The organism is Glutamicibacter sp. NPDC087831 (genome assembly GCF_044742845.1).
Classification (GTDB): domain Bacteria; phylum Actinomycetota; class Actinomycetes; order Actinomycetales; family Micrococcaceae; genus Glutamicibacter.
This window is the reverse complement of record NZ_JBIUVH010000005.1, coordinates 68,590-86,516: the sequence shown is the minus strand read 5'-3', so window position 1 is coordinate 86,516 and position 17,927 is coordinate 68,590. Positions and strand designations below refer to the sequence as shown.

General features: G+C 58.9%; 24 protein-coding genes and 1 other RNA gene. 10 read left to right on the top strand and 15 right to left on the bottom strand.

What is annotated here, in order from left to right; genetic code table 11:
* The first annotated feature begins 72 nt into the window (after positions 1-72).
* Positions 73-147: a 50S ribosomal protein bL37 gene (locus tag ACIOJF_RS15200; RefSeq protein WP_369299107.1), complete on the top strand. Its 75-nt coding sequence runs from the start codon at positions 73-75 to the stop codon at positions 145-147.
* Positions 148-220: 73 nt separating this feature from the next.
* Here ACIOJF_RS15200 and rsrA read toward each other — a convergent pair whose 3' ends face one another.
* Together rsrA and ACIOJF_RS15190 are read right to left on the bottom strand one after the other, a co-directional pair.
* Positions 221-481 carry a mycothiol system anti-sigma-R factor gene (gene rsrA / locus ACIOJF_RS15195; protein ID WP_105658379.1) on the bottom strand — a complete coding sequence of 87 codons (261 nt, stop codon included), beginning with the start codon at positions 479-481 and terminating at the stop codon, positions 221-223.
* A 1-nt stretch (position 482) separates the two neighbouring features.
* Positions 483-1,136 carry a sigma-70 family RNA polymerase sigma factor gene (locus ACIOJF_RS15190; protein ID WP_166650812.1) on the bottom strand — a complete coding sequence of 218 codons (654 nt, stop codon included), beginning with the start codon at positions 1,134-1,136 and terminating at the stop codon, positions 483-485.
* Between the two features lie 295 nt (positions 1,137-1,431).
* On the opposite strand from ACIOJF_RS15190, the gene aroA reads away from it, so the two are divergent.
* The 7 genes from aroA (at position 1,432) to crcB (ending at position 6,702) form a co-directional block, all read left to right on the top strand.
* Entirely contained in the window at positions 1,432-2,748 is a 1,317-nt protein-coding gene (aroA, locus tag ACIOJF_RS15185) for a 3-phosphoshikimate 1-carboxyvinyltransferase (RefSeq protein WP_105658378.1), read from the top strand.
* Positions 2,748-3,839 carry a ribosome small subunit-dependent GTPase A gene (locus tag ACIOJF_RS15180; protein ID WP_105658377.1) on the top strand — a complete coding sequence of 364 codons (1,092 nt, stop codon included), beginning with the start codon at positions 2,748-2,750 and terminating at the stop codon, positions 3,837-3,839. Before aroA ends, ACIOJF_RS15180 begins: the two co-directional genes overlap by 1 nt.
* A 14-nt stretch (positions 3,840-3,853) precedes the next feature.
* Positions 3,854-4,660: an inositol monophosphatase family protein gene (locus ACIOJF_RS15175; protein WP_105658376.1), complete on the top strand. Its 807-nt coding sequence runs from the start codon at positions 3,854-3,856 to the stop codon at positions 4,658-4,660.
* Between the two features lie 14 nt (positions 4,661-4,674).
* A complete protein-coding gene (locus ACIOJF_RS15170; protein ID WP_105658375.1) occupies positions 4,675-5,304 on the top strand; it encodes a metal-dependent transcriptional regulator in 630 nt (209 codons plus the stop codon).
* Positions 5,305-5,378: 74 nt separating this feature from the next.
* Entirely contained in the window at positions 5,379-5,864 is a 486-nt protein-coding gene (locus tag ACIOJF_RS15165) for a universal stress protein (protein WP_166650813.1), read from the top strand.
* Positions 5,861-6,322 (top strand): CrcB family protein, encoded by a 462-nt coding sequence (locus ACIOJF_RS15160; protein ID WP_105658373.1) that lies wholly within the window; start codon positions 5,861-5,863, stop codon positions 6,320-6,322. Before ACIOJF_RS15165 ends, ACIOJF_RS15160 begins: the two co-directional genes overlap by 4 nt.
* Positions 6,322-6,702, top strand: coding sequence for a fluoride efflux transporter CrcB (gene crcB / locus ACIOJF_RS15155; RefSeq protein WP_105658372.1), 381 nt, complete (start codon positions 6,322-6,324; stop codon positions 6,700-6,702). The genes ACIOJF_RS15160 and crcB overlap by 1 nt, the downstream gene beginning before the upstream one ends.
* 47 nt (positions 6,703-6,749) lie before the next feature.
* On the opposite strand, the gene ACIOJF_RS15150 is transcribed toward crcB, so the two are convergent.
* The 11 genes from ACIOJF_RS15150 to ACIOJF_RS15100 form a co-directional block, all read right to left on the bottom strand.
* A complete protein-coding gene (locus ACIOJF_RS15150) occupies positions 6,750-7,223 on the bottom strand; it encodes a DUF2568 domain-containing protein (protein ID WP_166650814.1) in 474 nt (157 codons plus the stop codon).
* A gap of 177 nt (positions 7,224-7,400) precedes the next feature.
* Positions 7,401-7,769: a transfer-messenger RNA gene (gene ssrA / locus ACIOJF_RS15145) on the bottom strand.
* 113 nt (positions 7,770-7,882) lie between these two features.
* Positions 7,883-8,362 carry an SsrA-binding protein SmpB gene (gene smpB, locus ACIOJF_RS15140; RefSeq protein WP_105658370.1) on the bottom strand — a complete coding sequence of 160 codons (480 nt, stop codon included), beginning with the start codon at positions 8,360-8,362 and terminating at the stop codon, positions 7,883-7,885.
* Positions 8,363-8,416: 54 nt separating this feature from the next.
* The gene (locus ACIOJF_RS15135) at positions 8,417-9,880 is read right to left on the bottom strand and encodes a M23 family metallopeptidase (protein ID WP_105658369.1); all 1,464 of its coding nucleotides are present in this window, start codon (positions 9,878-9,880) and stop codon (positions 8,417-8,419) included.
* A 53-nt stretch (positions 9,881-9,933) separates the two neighbouring features.
* The gene (ftsX, locus tag ACIOJF_RS15130) at positions 9,934-10,848 is read right to left on the bottom strand and encodes a permease-like cell division protein FtsX (protein ID WP_105658368.1); all 915 of its coding nucleotides are present in this window, start codon (positions 10,846-10,848) and stop codon (positions 9,934-9,936) included.
* Positions 10,845-11,642 (bottom strand): cell division ATP-binding protein FtsE, encoded by a 798-nt coding sequence (gene ftsE, locus ACIOJF_RS15125; RefSeq protein ID WP_105658367.1) that lies wholly within the window; start codon positions 11,640-11,642, stop codon positions 10,845-10,847. The genes ftsX and ftsE overlap by 4 nt, the downstream gene beginning before the upstream one ends.
* Before the next feature lie 280 nt (positions 11,643-11,922).
* The gene (gene prfB / locus ACIOJF_RS15120; RefSeq protein ID WP_105658366.1) at positions 11,923-13,038 is read right to left on the bottom strand and encodes a peptide chain release factor 2; all 1,116 of its coding nucleotides are present in this window, start codon (positions 13,036-13,038) and stop codon (positions 11,923-11,925) included.
* A 391-nt stretch (positions 13,039-13,429) separates the two neighbouring features.
* A complete protein-coding gene (locus tag ACIOJF_RS15115) occupies positions 13,430-13,885 on the bottom strand; it encodes a hypothetical protein (protein WP_105658365.1) in 456 nt (151 codons plus the stop codon).
* Positions 13,878-14,324, bottom strand: a complete 447-nt coding sequence (locus ACIOJF_RS15110) for a hypothetical protein (RefSeq protein ID WP_105658364.1) — start codon at positions 14,322-14,324, stop codon at positions 13,878-13,880. The genes ACIOJF_RS15115 and ACIOJF_RS15110 overlap by 8 nt, the downstream gene beginning before the upstream one ends.
* A complete protein-coding gene (locus tag ACIOJF_RS15105) occupies positions 14,317-14,736 on the bottom strand; it encodes a TadE family protein (protein ID WP_105658363.1) in 420 nt (139 codons plus the stop codon). The genes ACIOJF_RS15110 and ACIOJF_RS15105 overlap by 8 nt, the downstream gene beginning before the upstream one ends.
* Before the next feature lie 6 nt (positions 14,737-14,742).
* The gene (locus ACIOJF_RS15100; protein ID WP_286134310.1) at positions 14,743-14,958 is read right to left on the bottom strand and encodes a hypothetical protein; all 216 of its coding nucleotides are present in this window, start codon (positions 14,956-14,958) and stop codon (positions 14,743-14,745) included.
* Positions 14,959-15,217: 259 nt separating this feature from the next.
* Here ACIOJF_RS15100 and ACIOJF_RS15095 point away from each other — a divergent pair, with 259 nt between their 5' ends.
* The gene (locus ACIOJF_RS15095) at positions 15,218-15,649 is read left to right on the top strand and encodes a hypothetical protein (RefSeq protein ID WP_402741834.1); all 432 of its coding nucleotides are present in this window, start codon (positions 15,218-15,220) and stop codon (positions 15,647-15,649) included.
* 506 nt (positions 15,650-16,155) lie between these two features.
* Here the strand turns inward: ACIOJF_RS15095 and ACIOJF_RS15090 are convergent.
* Together ACIOJF_RS15090 and ACIOJF_RS15085 are read right to left on the bottom strand one after the other, a co-directional pair.
* On the bottom strand, positions 16,156-16,314 hold the full coding sequence (locus tag ACIOJF_RS15090) for a hypothetical protein (RefSeq protein ID WP_402741833.1): 159 nt from the start codon (positions 16,312-16,314) through the stop codon (positions 16,156-16,158).
* A 26-nt stretch (positions 16,315-16,340) separates the two neighbouring features.
* Positions 16,341-17,132, bottom strand: coding sequence for a GAF domain-containing protein (locus tag ACIOJF_RS15085; RefSeq protein WP_402741832.1), 792 nt, complete (start codon positions 17,130-17,132; stop codon positions 16,341-16,343).
* Between the two features lie 258 nt (positions 17,133-17,390).
* Between ACIOJF_RS15085 and ACIOJF_RS15080 the strand changes: the two genes are divergently transcribed.
* A complete protein-coding gene (locus tag ACIOJF_RS15080) occupies positions 17,391-17,822 on the top strand; it encodes a hypothetical protein (protein ID WP_402741831.1) in 432 nt (143 codons plus the stop codon).
* Positions 17,823-17,927: the final 105 nt, after the last annotated feature.

Sequence of the window (17,927 nt, the reverse complement as noted above, 5' to 3'; positions counted from 1 at the left end):
GCCGGAAGTGTGAAAGACTATGAGCCGGCCCGAATTTTCGGGAAGCAATATTGTTCCCTCTAAGGAGTCACCATGTCGAAGCGCGCTCGTAAGCGTCGCGATCGCAAGCGTGGCGGTGCCAACCACGGCAAGCGCCCAAACAGCTAAGCGAAGCGAACAAAAAAAGAACCCCGTACCCTTCGAGACCAACTCGGAAGATACGGGGTTTCTCTTTGCCGTGCTAGTGGCCTGATTCCACGCGGATCTGGGAGATCCGCGCGATGATGCTGGCCTTCAAGGTCTGCGGGGCATGCTCCTGGCAGCTGCGGCGCACCACCGAGCGGATGATGCACTCCAGATCGTACTGCTCGGTGCATTCCGGGCAGCCATCCAGGTGGGACTTGACCTCCTTGAGGTCATCGAGCGTCAGCGCTCCGTCGAGGTACTCGTAGATGCGGACGATGCGGTCATCGGCGCAATCACCCATTGAATTGCAATCCATCTTATTTCGCTCCTCGGTCAGCCTTGGCGGCACTCTTGCTCTGGGTGCCGGTGGCGATCCCACGATCTGCTGCGTAATCGGCCAGCAGTTCCCTCAAGTTCTTGCGTCCGCGATGCAACCGGGACATCACGGTGCCGATCGGCACGCCCAGGATCTCGCTGGCTTCCTTGTAGCTGAAGCCCTCGACATCCACGAAGTAGACGGCCATGCGGAAATCCTCGCCGATCGACTGCAGCGCGGCTTTCACATCCGAATCCGGAAGGTGGTCCAGCGCCTCGGCCTCGGCCGAGCGCAAGCCGGTCGGCGAATGCTCCATGGCCTGGGCCATCTGCCAATCCTCGACCGTATCGGTGGAAGTGCGCAGCGGCTCGCGTTGGCGCTTGCGGTACAAATTGATGTACGTGTTGGTCAGGATGCGGTACAGCCAGGCCTTCAGGTTGGTGCCCGGCTTGTACTGGTGGAAGGCGGAATAGGCCTTGGTGTAGGCCTCCTGCACCAAATCCTCGGCATCCGACGGGTTGCGCGCCATGCGCAGGGCAGCCGAATAGAGCTGGTCCACGTACTGCATCGCGTCACGCTCGAAGCGTTCGCGGCGCTGCTGCTCGGACTCGGAGGCCACATCGGGCAAATTCTCGTCCACACTCTTGTTGTTCATCACTGCCGAGTCTACGCGTTCGAACGGCTTTATGCGCGTGCCAGCGCGGGCCCGGGCCGGCCGCGGTTGCTCGGCGACGGCGCAAGCGGTGCCGCCGGCGTTTGAAGTGTCCTGTCGTATCGTCACAGTAGGTATAACCAGCGGAGCTAAAGCCTTATTCCCGCACCGATCTCGGCTAGAATTAGGCAGTGGGCGCACAGTACTTGCGGTACTGCCAGCGGCCCCGAATTGAAGCCTCGAGCCTAAGGATCTACCAATCAGCACTGCAAGCGCCCCCGGGAGCCCCCTCGATCAGCTGCACGACGCAGAAAAGAACTGGTGGGCAGCGCCCTATGCCGCCGCCGGACTGGATGCAACCGTCCCGGTGCCAGCTTCGAAGTCGCTGACCAACCGGTATCTGATCCTTGCGGCCCTGGCCTCCTCGCCATCCACGATCCACAACACGCTGATCAGCCGCGACACCGAGCTGATGCTCAGCGCCCTGGCCGGATTCGGGGTCGGGATCAAGCGCACCGAGCAGGCCGACGGCTCCACCACCGTGGACATCACCCCGGGCCAGCTGGCCGCCGGACCGCTGGCGATCGACTGCGGCTTGGCGGGCACGGTGATGCGCTTCGTTCCCCCATTGGCTGCCGTCGCCGGCGCCAAGGTGGCCTTCGACGGCGACGCCGCGGCCCGCGTGCGGCCCATGGCCCCGGTACTGGACGCGCTGGCAGCCTTGGGCGCCCGCATCGACTACGCCGGGAGCACCGGCATGCTGCCCTTCACCATTGATGCCAGCGAGCTGAAGCAGGATGCCGAAGTGGTCATCGACGCGTCGGGCAGCTCCCAGTTCATCTCCGCGCTGCTGCTGGTTGGCCAGGCACTGCCCGGCGGGCTGAAGCTGCGCGCCGCGCCGGGGCCTATCGCTTCCCCGGACCACATCGCGATGACCGTCCAGACCCTGCGCGATTTGGGCGTAGAGGTAAGCGTCGATGCCGACGCGCGCGGCTGGAGCATCGCCCCGGGCCAGCTGGCGGGCTTCACCGTCACCGTGGAACCGGACCTGTCCAACGCCGGACCGTTCCTGGCCGCCGCGCTGGCGAGCCATGGCACCGTGCGCGTGCCCTTCTGGCCTGCCAGGACCACCCAGGTCGGCGGCAAGTGGGTAGAAATACTGGCCGCGATGGGAGCGGAAGTCAGCCACGGCGGCGACGGCGTGCTCACCGTGCGCGGAACCGGAGTCATCCGCGGCATCGACTACGCCGATGCCTCCGAGCTGGCCCCTACCCTGGCAGCACTGTGCGTGCTGGCCGATTCGCCGAGCAAGCTGACCGGCATCGGGCACCTGCGCGGCCATGAAACCGATCGGCTGGCCGCGCTGGAAACCGAATTGTCCAAGGTGGGCGCCAGAATCACCGCCACCGCGGACGCGCTGGAAATCGTTCCCGGAGCCCTGCAGGCAGCGGATATCGATTCCTACGAGGACCATCGCATGGCGACCGCCGGTGCCCTGCTGGGCCTGGCCATCGACGGGGTGCGCGTGGAAAACATCGCCACCACCGCCAAGACCATGCCGGATTTCCCGCAGCTATGGTCCCGCATGGCGGCTACCGCAAAGGGCCAGGGCTAATGCGCTACTCCGACTACGACGAATCCTCGGTCCGCGTCCGCCCCAACAAGAAGGGCAGCCGTCCGCGCACCAAGGACCGCCCGGCCTATGAACAGGCGGTCATCGGCCGCATCATCACCGTGGACCGCGGCCGCTACACCGCAATCCTGGATGAGGACACCGCCACGGAGCGCATCGTCATCGCCGCCCGGGCCCGCGAGCTGCGCCGCCAGGCGATCGTGCCCGGGGACCTGGTGGGACTGGTGGGCGACACCTCCGGAAAGCCCGATACCCTGGCCCGGCTGATCCGCATCGAAGAGCGCACCACGCTGCTGCGCCGCAGCGCCGACGACACCGACGCCACCGAGCGCGTGGTCGTCGCCAATGTCGACAAGCTGGTCATCGTCGTGGCCGCCGCCAATCCCGAGCCGCGCACCGGCTTCGTGGACCGCGCGCTGGTCGCCGCCTTCGACGCCGGCATCCAGCCGGTGCTGTGCGTGACCAAGGCGGATGTGAAGGATCCGGCCGACTTCCTCAAGCACTACGAGGGACTGGAGTTCCCCGTGGTCATCTCCCGCACCACCACTGCCGACGCCTCCGGCGTGGACGCGCGCGGCGCCGACGGTTCCAGCGCCCGGCTGGATGCCGGCGCGCTGGCCGAACTCGAAGAGATCCTCTCCGGCTGCGTCTCGGTAGTGCTGGGCCACTCCGGAGTAGGTAAGTCCACCCTGGTCAACGCCCTGACCGGTTCGACCCGCGCCACCGGGCACGTCAACGCGGTCACCGGCCGCGGACGCCATACCTCGTCCAACGCCCTGGCACTGCGCCTGGGCGACACCCCTGGATCCTGGCTGATCGACACCCCCGGCATCCGTTCTTTCGGGCTGGGACTGGTAGACCGGGACAATATCCTGGCCGCCTTCGAGGACCTGGCAGAAATCGCCACCGGCTGCCCGCGCGGTTGCACCCATGCCGCCGGCGAGGCGGGCTGCGCGCTGGAAGCTTGGGCCGAAAATGCCGAAGGCACCCAGGCCGCTGACCGGTTGGCCTCCTACCGCCGGCTGGTCACCACCGAGGAAACCACGCACGAAAAGGAGCTCGGCGCGCTCTAGGCGCCCGCAACACCATGGCTGAATACACCCTGCAGCAAGATCTCGACTTCGCCCTGGCTCTGGCCGGGAAGGTCGACGCCTTCACCCTGGCCCGCTACGGCGCCAACGACCTGGTGGTCGAATCCAAGCCGGACATGACCCCGGTCTCCGACGCCGACCGCGGCGCCGAGCAGCTGATCCTGGCCGAGCTGGCCGCCCACCGCCCCGATGATTCGGTGCTCGGCGAAGAATTCGGCGTGCACGGAACCGGCTCCCGGCGCTGGGTCATCGACCCGATCGACGGCACCAAGAACTTCGTGCGCCGCGTACCCGTCTGGGCCACGCTGATCGCGCTGGAGATCGACGGCGAACCGGTGCTGGGAGTCATCTCCGCCCCGGCCATGACCCGCCGCTGGCATGCCGCGAGCGGCCTGGGCGCGTACGTCACCGAACCGGGTGCCACCGCCGGTACCACCGCCACCCGCCAGATCAAGGTCTCCTCGGTGAGCGAGCTGTCTGACTCCTCGCTGGCCTACGCCTCGCTGAACGGCTGGAAGGAGGCCGGCAAGCTCGAGGGCTTCCTGGAACTGCTGGATACCGCGTGGCGCACCCGCGGCTACGGGGATTTCCTGTCCTACGCGCTGCTGGCCGAAGGCGCGGTCGATGCGGCCTTCGAACCCGAACTGGAGCTCTACGACATGGCCGCCCTGGTGCCGGTGGTACGCGAAGCCGGGGGCCGCTTCACCTCGGTGGCCGGAGAAGAGGGCTGCCATGGCGGCAACGCCCTGGCCACCAACGGCAAGCTGCACGAGGCGATCCTTCCCTACCTGAACCGCAGCTAGGCAGCGCGAGGACGATGGCAACTGCACGACGCGGGCCGGCCGGGCTGACCACCAGCGAAGAGGACTACCTCAAGGCGGTGTACCTGCTCACCGAATGGGAAGACACCGAAGTGGGCACCGGCGCGCTGGCCGACCAGCTGGGCTTGTCCCCTGCCTCGGCCACCGCCATGGTGCAGAAGCTCGCAGCCAAGCACCTGGTCCATCACGTGCCGCGCGGGGCCATTACGCTCAGCGGCACCGGCCGGCGCGAGGCCTTGCGCATGGTGCGCCGCCACCGCCTGCTGGAAACATTCCTGCGTGATGAGCTGGGCTACGGCTGGGATGAGGTGCATGACGAGGCCGAGGCCCTGGAGCACACCGTCACCGACCGCTTCATCAACGCCCTGGAAGCCCGGCTGGGCCACCCGCGCCACGATCCGCATGGCGACGCGATTCCCAGCGCGGAAGGGGAACTGCCGGTCTCCGGGGCCATCCGGCTTGACCGCTTCTCCGGTGCCCGGGCCGTCATCGACCGGATCAGCGATGAAGATCCCCAGTTCCTGCGTCGTGCCGCCGCCCAGGGGCTGGTTCCCGGGGCGGTCATCGAGCTGCCGCATCAGCTGGATTTCATTGAGGCTTCGCTGATCTGGGTGCGCAAAGCCTAGCTGATTGCCGGCTGTGCAAGAATTAAAAGCAGCGACGCGCTGCACGGTGCGCCCCACTGCCAAAGGGAGGGCCATTGGAGACACGACCGATCATCCTGGGCATCCCGGATCGCCTCGATCCCCACGTTCTGGACGCAGCCGCAGACCTCGCAGGCGCGCTCGGAGCGCGGTTGCTTTGCGTCCACGTGGATCCCACCCGCTATCCGCTCGAAGAGCTTCCCGATGGCACCATCCGCAGCGCACCGCTGGATCCCGAATCCGGGGACGAAGCAATTGAGCGCTTCCCGGCACGGCTTCTGCAGCAGCTCGAAGCCCAGCTCGGCGGATCGGGACTGGAATGGCAGGCGCATGCCGCGGCCGGTGGCCCCGGTCAGCAGCTGTCGCATCTTGCCCTGCAGCATGATGCGGCGCTGATTGTGCTCGGGGTTCGGGAGCGTTCCATGGCCAACACTATTGGGGAACTGCTCAACGGTTCGGTAGCGGTGCATCTGACCCATCGACAGCGCCATCCGGTGCTCCTCGTCCCGCCACGCCGCGCAGAACAGATTCGCAATTCATGACCCGTCCGCCAACACCCATGGCCCAGCGCCCCGCGCAGGGTTCCTTCCTCAACCCGCGTTTCCTGCTGCTGGTATTCCTTGGCGGCGCTGCCGGTACTGCCTGCCGGCAAGGCCTGGGCCTGCTGCTGCCAGATCCCGGCGGTTTCCCGATCGCGATTTTCCTAGCCAACATGCTGGGGGCGTTCCTGCTCGGCCTGCTGCTCGAGGCGCTTTCGCATCCCGGCCTCGACGAGGGCAAGCGTCACCGGCTGCGGCTGCTGCTGGGCACCGGTTTCCTGGGCGGCTTCACGACCTACAGCGCGCTGGCCACCGGCAGCATGCAGATGTTCGCATCCGGCGCAGCGCTCCATGCCCTGGGTTACGCACTGTTCACGGTGTTCTTCGGTGCATTGGCAACCTGGTGCGGAATCGCCGCCGGTGCTAGGCGCATGGCCCGGAAATCGGGAGGGCTTCACTAGTGCTCTCCCCCGGCTTATTTCTTATCGTTGCGCTCTGCGGCGGCCTTGGCGCCTGCCTGCGTTTCGTGGTCGATGCCCTGATCAAGCGGTGGCTTCCGGCCCCGCTGCCCTGGGGCACGATCCTGGTCAATCTCTCCGGCTCCTTCGCGCTGGGTGCGCTGACCGGGCTGATGGCCCAGCAGTTGTTGTCGGCGCAATGGCTTGCGGCCATAGGTTCAGGATTGCTCGGCGGCTACACGACGTTTTCGGCGGCCAGTTTCGAAACTGTCCGGCTGCTCCAGGCCGGCCGCCTCGCAGCCAGCCTGGCCAATGCATTGGGGACCCTCGCTGGAGCGGTGCTCGCGGCATTGCTCGGCTACCACGTCGCTGGGCTCTTCTAGCCGCAAACGAAAAATGCCAAGCCTTTCGGCTTGGCATTCCATCAGTTCTAGCGTGCTGCCCGGCGTCCCTTGGGAGCACCCGCTCGTGCCCGGCTCGGAACTTGCTTCGGTGGCTGCTTGGTTCGATCGTGCGGGACCACGTATCCGCCGGTGGCGATGACCAGAATGGCGCTGATACCGGTCAACGCAAGCATTCCGATGGCCCAAATCTGCGATTGATCGTAGAAGGAATGGTCGACGCTCAGCCACAGCACGTAGGCTCCGATGAGGTAAATGATATGGACCAGGAGCAGACGGGTTCGCAGCCTCAACTTGATGACGGCTTTCGGCGAGAAGAAAATCGACCAGAGGATCAGCAGCGGGACAACTACTACAAGGATTGCTGGAATTGTCGGCCATGGGATGAAAGCGATAGCGGCTAGTGCCGCGGCGAAAAGCAATCCTACTTCCAAGAGGAAGGCAACTGCCGCATAGCTTGCTGAAAGGAAAGGCGATACCCGCTGGGAACTGTTTTTACCCATCGACTTCAATCTCACTCCGTTTCTGCACACGCTGTCGTTTCGAAAGCCTTGGACTTTCATTTCAAGTCTATGTGTAAATTCTCCATCCCGCGAACAGGCTCGCGATGTGACTGCGGACTCCGAAACAAACAAAAAGCTCCGGAGCCAGACCTATGGGCCTGGCTCCGGAGCTGGATATTGTGGAGATGGGGAGAATTGAACTCCCGTCCGATGTGGTGTTGCCAGGTCTTCTCCGGGCGCAGTTTGCTGCGGATTTTCTCTGCCCCAACCATCACGCAAACATGTGGTTGATCCGGGCACAGTTGCCTAAATGTGTATCCAGAAGCGGCAACATCCGCTGGATACATTGGCTATCTAAATGACGTTAGGAACAGGGGCGATAGCGTCCCCTGGCTAACGGACCGTCTGGCTGCTTAGGCAGCGAGAGCGAAGTCAGTGCGCTTTGATTCGGCACTTATTGGTTTGCAAAGGGCGTTTACGAGATAACTTTGCGTCCTCGGCCCGCTTCATCTGTCGCGACTCACACCGTCGAAACCGATCATCCCCGTATTTTGTTGTCAGTCCCGGTCTCCCGGGTACAACCACACCCTAGGGCGTGTCTACCAATCATAGCGCACTGCCCGGGTTTCCCCCAATGCGAAATGCGCCACAAGCTAACCTTATGCGTTTCCGCGGTTGCGTTCGCGCATGGCACGCAACGCCTCGCGATTATCCTGCTTTTCCCTCAAGGTCTGGCGCTTGTCGTATTCGCGCTTACCGCGGGCAACGCCGATCTCCAGCTTCGCCCGACCGGATTTGAAGTACAAGCTCAGCGGGACGACGGTCAGGCCGGCTTCACTGATTTTGCGTTCGATCTTGAGCAGTTCCTGGCGGTGCAGCAAGAGCTTGCGGCGACGACGGGCCGCGTGATTGGTCCACGATCCATTGAGGTACTCGGGGATGTAGACGTTCTCGATGTACAGCTCGCCACGGTAGAACTGGCCGAAACCGTCAACCAGCGAGGCCTTGCCTTCGCGAAGCGACTTCACCTCAGTACCCGTGAGCACCATGCCAGCTTCGAAGGTGTCGAGTATTTCGAAATCGTGGCGCGCCTTGCGGTTGCTCGCGATTACTCGATCTTCTTGATTCTTCTTAGCCACGTTACTCCTTGCATGTCGCGGGCGGATTCCCGCGCACAGATTACAAGTCTAGCGCTAGAGAAGTCCCAAGGGGTTCACATGTGAACCATTGATGATCGTTTCGAAGTGCAGATGGCAGCCGGTCGAATTGCCGGTGGTGCCAACGTAGCCTATAACCTGGCCCTGCTTCACATGCTGGCCGACGCTTACCGCGATGCGGGACATGTGGTGATAGTTGGTGGCCAGGGCCTTGCCCTTGATGACGCCGTGAGAAACGGTGACCTTGTTACCCGAGGATCCGCCCCAACCGGCCATCCACACTTCACCGGAGGCAGCAGCCGTGATTGGCGAGCCGCACTGGCCGCCGAATCCCCAGTCAATGCCTGCGTGGACATAGCCGCCACGGCCGCCATAGTCGATTGTTCCAGCTGGAGTCGGGCGCCACCCGAAGGTTGAGGTCAATCGGTTACTGGTAGTGGGCTTAACCAAACCCCAGCTGCTTGGCTCGGCATATGTCGGTGCCTTTGGCTCGGATTTGGGTGCTACATAGGCCTTCTTCTTGTAGGCCTTTTTCTCTGCGCGAGCTTCTGCTGCCTTGCGCTCCTGCTCAGCTTCGTAGGCCGCCTTTTCCTCGGCGATGCGCTTTCGCTCGGCTTCTGCTTCGCGGCGCGCTTTTTCTTCTGCCTTGCGCTTGCGTTCGGCAGCTTCCCTGATCAAGCGCTCCTGGCGTTCCTTGATCTGCTGGTTGACCGCGGCGTATTCCTTCTGCTGCGATTGCAGTTTCGCCTGGATACGCGGCTTCTGCGCTTCAAGTTCAGCACTGAGTTCTTCGGTGCTGGCAACCAGCGCATCCAGTTCGTTCTTGGCGTTCTGCGCAGCATCTCGCGCCGCCTGCTCCTGCGCCAAGGCTTCCTCAGCCTGGGCTTTCAGGGAGGAAATTTCCTTTTCAACAGCAACCAGGCGAAGCTTGTTGCTTTCATTGCTGGCTTGTTCCTGGGCCAGGTCATTGTATGCGGCATTCTGGGATTCCATGGCGCGGTTGGCCATGTCCAGGCCATCGGCCATCTTGGTCGCCGAATCCATGTTGAGGATCATGTCCAGCCCGCCAGAAACGCCGCCGCGCTTATAAGCTTCAGAAGCGATCTGCGCCATCGCATCTTGAGCGTCGGAAAGCTTAGCCGCGTTTTCCTCGATCTGCTTAGCCACTTCATCACGAGTCGCTTGCGCGCTGATTAAGCGGTTGTTGAGATCGGAAAGGGTGGCCTGTGCATTGGCTACGCGGCTTTGCGCGTCAGCCAATGCCTGCTGGGCTACAGGAACCTGTGCTTGCTGGTCACGCAATTTCCTGTCGGTTTCTTGAATGTCGGCATCCAAGAATTCCATGTCGTTCTCGAGGGTATCGATGTTCTTTTCGACTTGAGCTTTCTTGTCGTCCAGTTCATCGGCGGCTACCAGCCCTGCGGGCAGCGTGAGCGCGAGAGCCATTGCTCCACCGATGGAGGCGCGTAAGAATTTACGTCGCACTGCGTTCGACAGCATAAAGCTCCTTTTAGAAATTGCGTACTTCAGTTCAAGCCTAGATAACGTTTCAGCTAAACCTTCAGGTAACGCTTCAACGTTACCACTGATGAAATTGTGGCCAAAACGATACCAATAATCAAGAGTATCGGAGCAACTAGCCATATTTCGCTGGTGGAGATGAACGCTACACCGACGTTTTCATTGGCCAACTTATCCTCGACGAGGAACTTCAGCAGCAACCACAAGGTGCCAGAAGCCAGCAATCCACCAATCAGCGACGCGATGACTCCTTCGATAATGAACGGCAGCTGAATCGTTGCTTTCGATGCACCAACCAGTCGCATGATCGTTGTTTCGAGTCGCCGGTGCATGGCTGAGAGCTGGATAGTCGTACCGGTCAGCAGCACCGCGCAAACAATCATCACGATTGCAACGACAGCAGCGGCGGCGGATGCCACGCGCACCAACTGGAAGACCTTTTCAAGCAGTTCCCGTTGGTCAATGACCGAGTCAACGCCTTGTACCGTGGAGAACGCTTCGTTGATCACCGGATACTTCTCCGGATCTACCAGTGCGACGCGGAATGATTCGGGCAGCTGCTCAGCAGTGACCTGGTCAACCAATGCCGAGTTCTCGTATTGGTCGAGGAAGTTTTCGTATGCCTGGTCCTTCGACTCGTAGGCGAATTCCTTGATATACGGCGCAAGCTGCTCTGATTTGAGCATCTCTTCAATGCTCTGGCGCTGCTCTTCGGAAACCGCGCTACCAGCGCAGTTGGGCGAAGTGCTCGTGTCATCACAGAGGTACACCGCAACTTCCATGCGGTCGTACCAGTAGCCCTTCATCTGGTTGATCTGGAGCTGCAGTAATACCGAGGCACCGACGAAGGTCAACGATACGAAAGTCACCAGCACCACAGAGACGACCATGACGACATTCTGCCGCAGGCCCTTCGCCGCTTCGCGGAGAATAAATCCTAGTCTCACTGGTCCTCGTCTTTCTTGTCCTCAGCAACCTGTGACTCTTCGTCGTACTCCACGGCGGAATCGCCGACGAGCAGTTCGCGCGAACCGTCCTGGTTCACCACGGTGGTCATCGGGGCGTACTGTCCATCAATTTCATCGCGGATGACCTGCCCGCGACTCAGTTCAATAACGCGGTGGCGGTATTCGCTCACCAGTTCATGTGCGTGCGTAGCCATCAGGACAGTCGTACCGTTCTGGTTAATGCGGTTGAGCACGTTCATGACTTCGATGCTGTTCTTCCGGTCGAGGTTACCCGTAGGCTCATCGGCAAGCAGGATCGAGGGCCTGTTCACAATGGCGCGGGCAATGCCGACGCGTTGCTGCTCGCCACCGGAAAGTTCAGTTGGCTTGCGACGCGCCTTATCTTCAAGGCCGACCATTTTAAGTGCATCTGGCACACGCTCGCGGATCTGGGCCCGTGAAGCTCCAATGACCTCCATGGCGAACGCGACGTTGTCGAAGACCGTGCGCTCGCGCAGCAGGCGGAAGTCCTGGAAAACGAAACCGATGTCACGGCGCAGCTTAGGCACACGGCGGCTCGGAATGCGGTTGAGGTTCTGTCCCGCCACGTAGACGGATCCGTCGGTGGAGCGCTTTTCGCGCAGCACCAAGCTGAGGAAGGTCGACTTACCCGAACCGGATTCGCCAACCAAGAAGGCGAACTCGCCACGGTCTATCTCGATGTTTATATCGTCCAAAGCTGCATTCTGCTGCTTTGGCTCGTAAACCATCGAGACGTTTTCGAATTTAATCATGTCTTCAATCGCTAGTCTTCGTCGGGGCGCGACCCACGAATACCAATCTCGAGATCAAACGTCTTTTGGTGCGCCAGTCTTCCAAACACTATCGGTGCCAGGTAGCTAACCAGCCGAAATATAAGGTGTGTTGCGAGATTCATGCCGTACATACAGCTAACGCAGAATGCCCAGCTTAGGCATGACTAGCTGGAATTAGCGAAACGGAGTTCGTAACGGTGATGATACTTACACCCTCTGTGGCAAAAGCGTTTAGACCAGCTGGAATTCGCGATTTCGCTTACTTACTAGGGCGACGCTGTCCTGCACGCCAGCGGATGCCTGCATCAATGAAATCGTCAATTTCACCATCAAGTACTGCCTGGGTATTGCCGACTTCATGTTCGGTACGCAGGTCCTTGACCATTTGGTACGGATTAAGCACATAGGATCGCATCTGATCGCCCCAAGATGCCTTCACATCTCCGGCGAATTCCTTCTTCTGGGCGTCTTCTTGTTCCTTCTTCAGAAGCAGCAACCGCGATTGCAGAACTCGAAGTGCGGCAGCACGGTTCTGGATCTGCGACTTTTCGTTCTGCATCGAGACGACAACTCCGGTAGGAATATGCGTCATGCGTACTGCAGAGTCGGTGGTGTTAACGCTCTGTCCGCCAGGGCCAGAGGAACGGAAGACGTCCACGCGGATTTCAGATTCAGGGATTTCGATGGTGTCAGTCTGCTCAATCAGCGGCACGACCTCCACTGCGGCAAACGACGTCTGGCGACGTCCCTGATTATCGAATGGTGAAATACGAACCAGACGGTGCGTGCCGGCTTCTACCGAGAGTGTGCCGAAGGCATACGGTGCGTCGATTTCGAAGGTTGCCGATTTAAGGCCGGCCTCCTCGGCATACGAGGTATCCATAACGGTGGCCTTGTAACCACGGCGTTCAGCCCAGCGCAGGTACATGCGCAAAAGCATCTCTGCGAAATCGGCGGCATCAACGCCGCCGGCACCGGAGCGAATCGTGACAACCGCTCCGCGAGCATCGAATTCACCGTTGAGAAGGGTAACAATTTCGAGTTCGGCAAGGGACTTCTGGACGCTGACGAGCTCTCTATCCGCTTCGTGCAACGTATCATCGTCGTCTTCAAGTTCAGCAAGCTCAACCAAGACTTCCAAATCGTCGATGCGGGTCTTCAGCCGGGTCAGCCGTTCCAGCTCAGACTGGCGATGCGATAGCTTGCTGGTAACGATCTGCGCGGCGGCCGGATCATCCCAGAGGTTCGGAACGCCAGCTTCCTCCGAGAGGACTGCGATGTCAGCTTTGATCTGCTCGACATCGCTCACGTCTTCAATTGCGGAGAATGTAGAACGCAGTGAGCGGATTTCAGCGGAGAAGTCAGTTTTTGCCATGGTCCTCTAAGACTACGTCATTTAGCCATTGATCAATGAGTCCGGTGCTATCGCCGAAAAGAAGTTCCAATCGAGGTTTTCACTGAAAATCGCGCTGTGGAACCCCTAGCCAACTTGCAAGGCTTGCATCCACGGGTCGATCGGGAATCCGGCCAGTCAGTTCTCGAACAGTATTTCTGAACTGGGATTTGGAGGTGGGGTCCGCAAGCTTCCAAAGAAGCCCGAACTACCGCAAAAATGATGGATCCGGTTGCGCTGGATCCATCCTTCTTGGATTCCGCTCCTGGGGCATGCAGCAGCGTTGCTCGCTGACACGTTCTTTCTCTTGCTTCCCAGTACTTGTGCATTTCCCGCTTCCCTGGAACATCCATGCTGCTCTGCGCGGAGGTGTTCACCTGCTCAGTACAGTTCTTGCTGATGAATCTACAGATATTGGTACTCCGTCTGGAACGATCCACCCCACTATCGGCGGTTGCGCCGAGCCCTGCAGCACGAGATTCGCGCCTTGCCCATCAGGCGTGATCTGCACCCGGCCAATGCGTAAATTGTCGACGCGGCCGGCCGCACCCACATCCGAAAGGTACTGTTGCACGGCTTGTTGCACGCGCTGCTGGTCCAACTGAATCCTCGGGTCGCCATTGTCCGCAACAAATTCGAATTCATCCACGGCAGCCACGACCGCCCCGTCGGCAATTGACAACAGCTGACGCGCTTTGAGGTTGACTGCGCTGACTGCTAGCACCACTGAAATAGTCAGCAAAGTGATGGCGCACAAGCCGATTGCCAGCACTAAGGATTGTCCATCCTCGTCCCGTGGATTCAGGGCAGCGCGTTTTGTCCTAGCCAAAGCGATCAGTCCTTTGCGAGGCTGAAGAATCCACGGTGAAAGCAGATACCTCTGCCCAGTCGGAAACGAAAGGAAGGGGAACATCCAACGCTACCGTCACAGTGACGACACTGCCCGGACTCAAGCATTCCTTGTCGCAACTAATCGATGTGCGAGCGTCGGCATATCCAAAGTTGTTCATGGTTCTTCGTACGACTGCGTGCGCATCTGACCTTGCCTGGGCGGGGTTATCGGCGGCGGCGAAAACCTTCGCTGCATGATCAGCAGCTCCAACCACGGCATAGCTACCGCCTTGCAGCTGTCCGACGGCCAGAATCAGGTACACCATGGGAATCAGCAAGACAGTTGAAGCAAAAATAAACTCCACTATCGCGCTGCCGCGATCTTCGGCCCGGATTCTCTTGTGCATCGCGGCAGCGAGATACTTGGCTCTACCCATAACGCACAGCTTCTCCCTGAACCTGCAAATCCCACCCGTTGGGCAAGAACCCGATTAAGGGCACCCTCGTGTTAACCGATACGGTTACCAACTGGCTATCACCAACGCGGGTTGTGCTCACAGCAATGTCACGGGCAAATCCGCCATGCAAGCTTTCGGTGATCAACATCCGAGTTCTGCTTCGAGCGTCGGATACTGACCGATTGGCCAAAGCACCGTAATGGGCGCCGTTCGATGCTGCGTCAATCAGGGTGTTGCGCACATGCAGTACCAACGCGAGTTGGATGAGCGTCATTGCGATGACCACAAGCAACGTTGTGACCATGACAAATTCGGCTACAGCAGACCCGTTCTCGCAATCTACAAGTTCCGCAGATTCCGAATTTCCAGGAGACCCCGCACTCGACCACATGCGCGGTTATCCCAATCCGGAAACTCGATCGATCGCTTGGTTGAACAGGTCCTGCAGCCTAGGCCCTGCAATGGCCAGCAAGGCGGCAACCAGCAACGCGGACATGAGTGTAATCATGACCCATCCGGGCACGTCGCCTCTGCTATCCCTGAGTTTCGGGGAAACCTTACGAAAGAGTAGTTCACCGGTTGCAGTGATTTGCAATACCAGTTTGAGCATCATTTCTTGTATGTGATTCATGACGGCCCTTCTAACTTGCTAAAGGATTTCAAAGTGGGAGATTCAAGCTTTTCTATGCTCCGATCAATAACTCATCTCCAATAACGCCAGACCGGGGAATACGGCGAAAACGATCGTGAGAGGAAGAATTCCGAACACGACCGGGCCGCAAATATAGATAAGACTTCTCTACGTAAGGAAAAACCCCCGCGATGCGCAAACATCCGGGGGCTTGGCTCAAACCTAGTAGTGAGGTTCGAACATGAATAAGCATACATTTAACCCAAGCGTCCAGCACCCTGCTGGCTTCACTGTCAAGACTGAAGACGGCATCAACGGCCAAGAATTCTTCTACTGCGAAGGCCCAAAGGCAAGTGCCGGACAGATCACCGTCGAAAGCTTCTGGAATAAGCCAGGCGGCATCGATTTACACTTCACTAACGACCGCCACATGGACAACGGGATCTTCAATATGGAAGAACTCGCGACCCTAACCGGCCTGATCGAAGAAGTGACCACCAAGATCAACTACGCCGCCGCACAGGACTTCTTCGAGAACCATCCTCAGTACTTGGAAACGACTCTCGGAGTCTGCGATCTCGCGGCCTTGGCAGATGCAAACCACCTCAACGCACCCGAAGCATTCCAGGCTTACATGGACCTGTACAACAAGCGCGGTGGGAACGATGCCTAAGACCATCCAGAGCATCGTGCGCAGCATCTTCTACTGCTCCGGCTTCATCCTCCTGGTGACTCTCCCACAGCTCCTAGCGCTGTCGATGGGTGCGCCTGTCTACATCTAGTCACTGAGTCTCACACAAGGCCTTCTACGGGCTTGTGTGGGGCTGAATGCCTAGTTGTGTTCAGGTCGCTTTTACAGCTCTCAGACCGTAACCGAGAGTACCGAGGATACCCATATTTAGCAGCCGTCTCGGGGTTGCACCGGCGCGTAAAGGCCTAACGCATATGCCGGGTTGCACTAGCTCGCACTGTAAAACAGTGTGGGCTATTTGTGCTGGAAGGATTCAGACAATGGGCGGTGGAATCGGGAATTTTGGGGCAGGGGATAAAGGCAAGCTCGCCCTTGGGTGTCCGCTAGCGCGAAGCGCCAAGTACCGGTTGAGTACTTACTCTCATTAGTAAGGATCTGTAAAAAGAAATAATGCCCCGCTAGTAACGATTGCGGGGCATTATCTAAGTTCATGCTGTTTTGAACAACGAAAATTTCTTTACTCGGTCACGTTCACGCTGGACACGTTCAGCCCGGACAGTTGTGAGAGCATTCTCAAACCGTTCCACTTTTTTCGGAGAAATTTTCGCAGAGCGTGGCTTGCGGCCGACGAGTTCAATTTTTCCCATTGGTGACTCCTTCCAATGAAAATATTCTAGCTTAGGTTTCGAGTAGTTCTAGTAGCTTCACTGAAATAGATGCTTAGTGTCGCTGCTAAAAGCGACACTGTCGAACCGTCTCTAGAGTCTAAGTCACCAACCTTAGGTGCGTCCAGAGTTAGCATTCCATACCCTGAGTCCCCGACTCTAATTGGCGCTGATATGTAGGTTTTATAACCTTTTCCACTCCCTTCCCAAGAAGACGGTGCCTCTGAGAGGTCAGCGACGAATTCGAAATTTTCAGTCATGGCGAGAACTTTGAAAGCTTGATCACCACGGGTAGTTCCACGAACGAAGGGCTGCGGCTTCTGATTACGTCCTGCACGAGCCAAGACAGTCATTTTCTTACCGTCGTCACTTACCTGATATACAGCTGCTCTAACGTTTGGCACCAGAGAATATGCAGCTATTAAGTCCTTGGTCACTATTTGAGCGGCTCCTTTGAGGGCGACTACTCGCTGATTAGACCTCGAAGTTGAAAGCTGACACGCTTCTTCAAGCAGTGGAGGAATAGCTTGATCCATTACGCGTTCGCGGGCAGCAGTTGCGTCCTCATCCAAATCGTTCTTGCGATCCCAATAAGCAGTTGCAGATGGAGGTAAAGCGCTAAGTAAAGCGGTAATTGCCGCAGGAATGAAAAACCAAAAACTTTGATCGGCCTTAGAAAGCAGATAACCGCTGCCAATCCCGCTTAGAGTCGCTACGGCAACAGAATAAGCGGGGTACGAAGAACACCAGTACGAGAACCAGTTCCAGCTCGCGACCATAGGATTTATAGGGATCTTCACCTCGGATACATTACCTGAAATGGCCCGCCTAGTGCCTATCCGTTCATGAATATGAATGGAAACCCCGAATCAATCCCGTAAATCCGTAGAATTTTTAGAACATACAGTACTCCTCGCGGTTCTCTAGGCTTCGCACTTCTTGCAACTCCCGGCAAAAAGCTTTCCGACAAATTTGTCTAATAGGTACTGGCCCAGCGAGTACCCTTCCGCTCAAATCCGACCTACCATCAAGTGTCAGTTGCCGATATGGTGCAACTTATGGAAACGCTCACAAAGCAACAGCAATACAGAACAGTCTCAGCTGGCTTCGCTCTCGGCCTCATTATGAACGACCTCCGCCAAATCCCAAACGACAAGGTGAAAGTTGAACTGTCATTCGTTTCCGCATGGCGCAAATGGTCGCACCGGGAAACACTGCCCGCAGCAGACAAGAGCATCGCCGGCCAGCGGAAAGACTGGGACGTAATCCGCATAATGACAGATCTAGACAAAGACAAGACACGGCCCTACGTGCCCTTCCACTGGGATGAATACGCTCTTGGCGGCCCGACTGTTGTAGTACGTGAGACAGCAGATTTTGATCCCACCGCCAACGACGATCTACAGCACTACGCGGGCAACATACATGACGAAATCCCAGCCGAAGCCTGGGCAGAACTCGCAGCAGCATTCCACGCCAAGCTCCACTAGCCAGAAATACGAATAGCCCCCTCAAACCCGTAGGTCTGAGGGGGGCTAAAACGTGCCAAATTCATCGAATCCGTCGCGCCGGACGTCAGCCGGAATCCAAAAATA

Bases quoted from the DNA above. Each gene is read 5' to 3' on its own strand.
- rsrA (WP_105658379.1), bottom strand. From the start codon at position 481: ATGGATTGCAATTCAATGGGTGATTGCGCCGATGACCGCATCGTCCGC.
- ACIOJF_RS15190 (WP_166650812.1), bottom strand. From the start codon at position 1,136: ATGAACAACAAGAGTGTGGACGAGAATTTGCCCGATGTGGCCTCCGAG.
- ACIOJF_RS15180 (WP_105658377.1), top strand. From the start codon at position 2,748: ATGCGCTACTCCGACTACGACGAATCCTCGGTCCGCGTCCGCCCCAAC.
- ACIOJF_RS15175 (WP_105658376.1), top strand. From the start codon at position 3,854: ATGGCTGAATACACCCTGCAGCAAGATCTCGACTTCGCCCTGGCTCTG.
- ACIOJF_RS15170 (WP_105658375.1), top strand. From the start codon at position 4,675: ATGGCAACTGCACGACGCGGGCCGGCCGGGCTGACCACCAGCGAAGAG.
- ACIOJF_RS15160 (WP_105658373.1), top strand. From the start codon at position 5,861: ATGACCCGTCCGCCAACACCCATGGCCCAGCGCCCCGCGCAGGGTTCC.
- ACIOJF_RS15150 (WP_166650814.1), bottom strand. From the start codon at position 7,223: ATGGGTAAAAACAGTTCCCAGCGGGTATCGCCTTTCCTTTCAGCAAGC.
- ACIOJF_RS15135 (WP_105658369.1), bottom strand. From the start codon at position 9,880: ATGCTGTCGAACGCAGTGCGACGTAAATTCTTACGCGCCTCCATCGGT.
- ftsE (WP_105658367.1), bottom strand. From the start codon at position 11,642: ATGATTAAATTCGAAAACGTCTCGATGGTTTACGAGCCAAAGCAGCAG.
- prfB (WP_105658366.1), bottom strand. From the start codon at position 13,038: ATGGCAAAAACTGACTTCTCCGCTGAAATCCGCTCACTGCGTTCTACA.
- ACIOJF_RS15110 (WP_105658364.1), bottom strand. From the start codon at position 14,324: ATGGGTAGAGCCAAGTATCTCGCTGCCGCGATGCACAAGAGAATCCGG.
- ACIOJF_RS15105 (WP_105658363.1), bottom strand. From the start codon at position 14,736: ATGTGGTCGAGTGCGGGGTCTCCTGGAAATTCGGAATCTGCGGAACTT.
- ACIOJF_RS15100 (WP_286134310.1), bottom strand. From the start codon at position 14,958: ATGATGCTCAAACTGGTATTGCAAATCACTGCAACCGGTGAACTACTC.
- ACIOJF_RS15095 (WP_402741834.1), top strand. From the start codon at position 15,218: ATGAATAAGCATACATTTAACCCAAGCGTCCAGCACCCTGCTGGCTTC.
- ACIOJF_RS15090 (WP_402741833.1), bottom strand. From the start codon at position 16,314: ATGGGAAAAATTGAACTCGTCGGCCGCAAGCCACGCTCTGCGAAAATT.
- ACIOJF_RS15080 (WP_402741831.1), top strand. From the start codon at position 17,391: ATGGAAACGCTCACAAAGCAACAGCAATACAGAACAGTCTCAGCTGGC.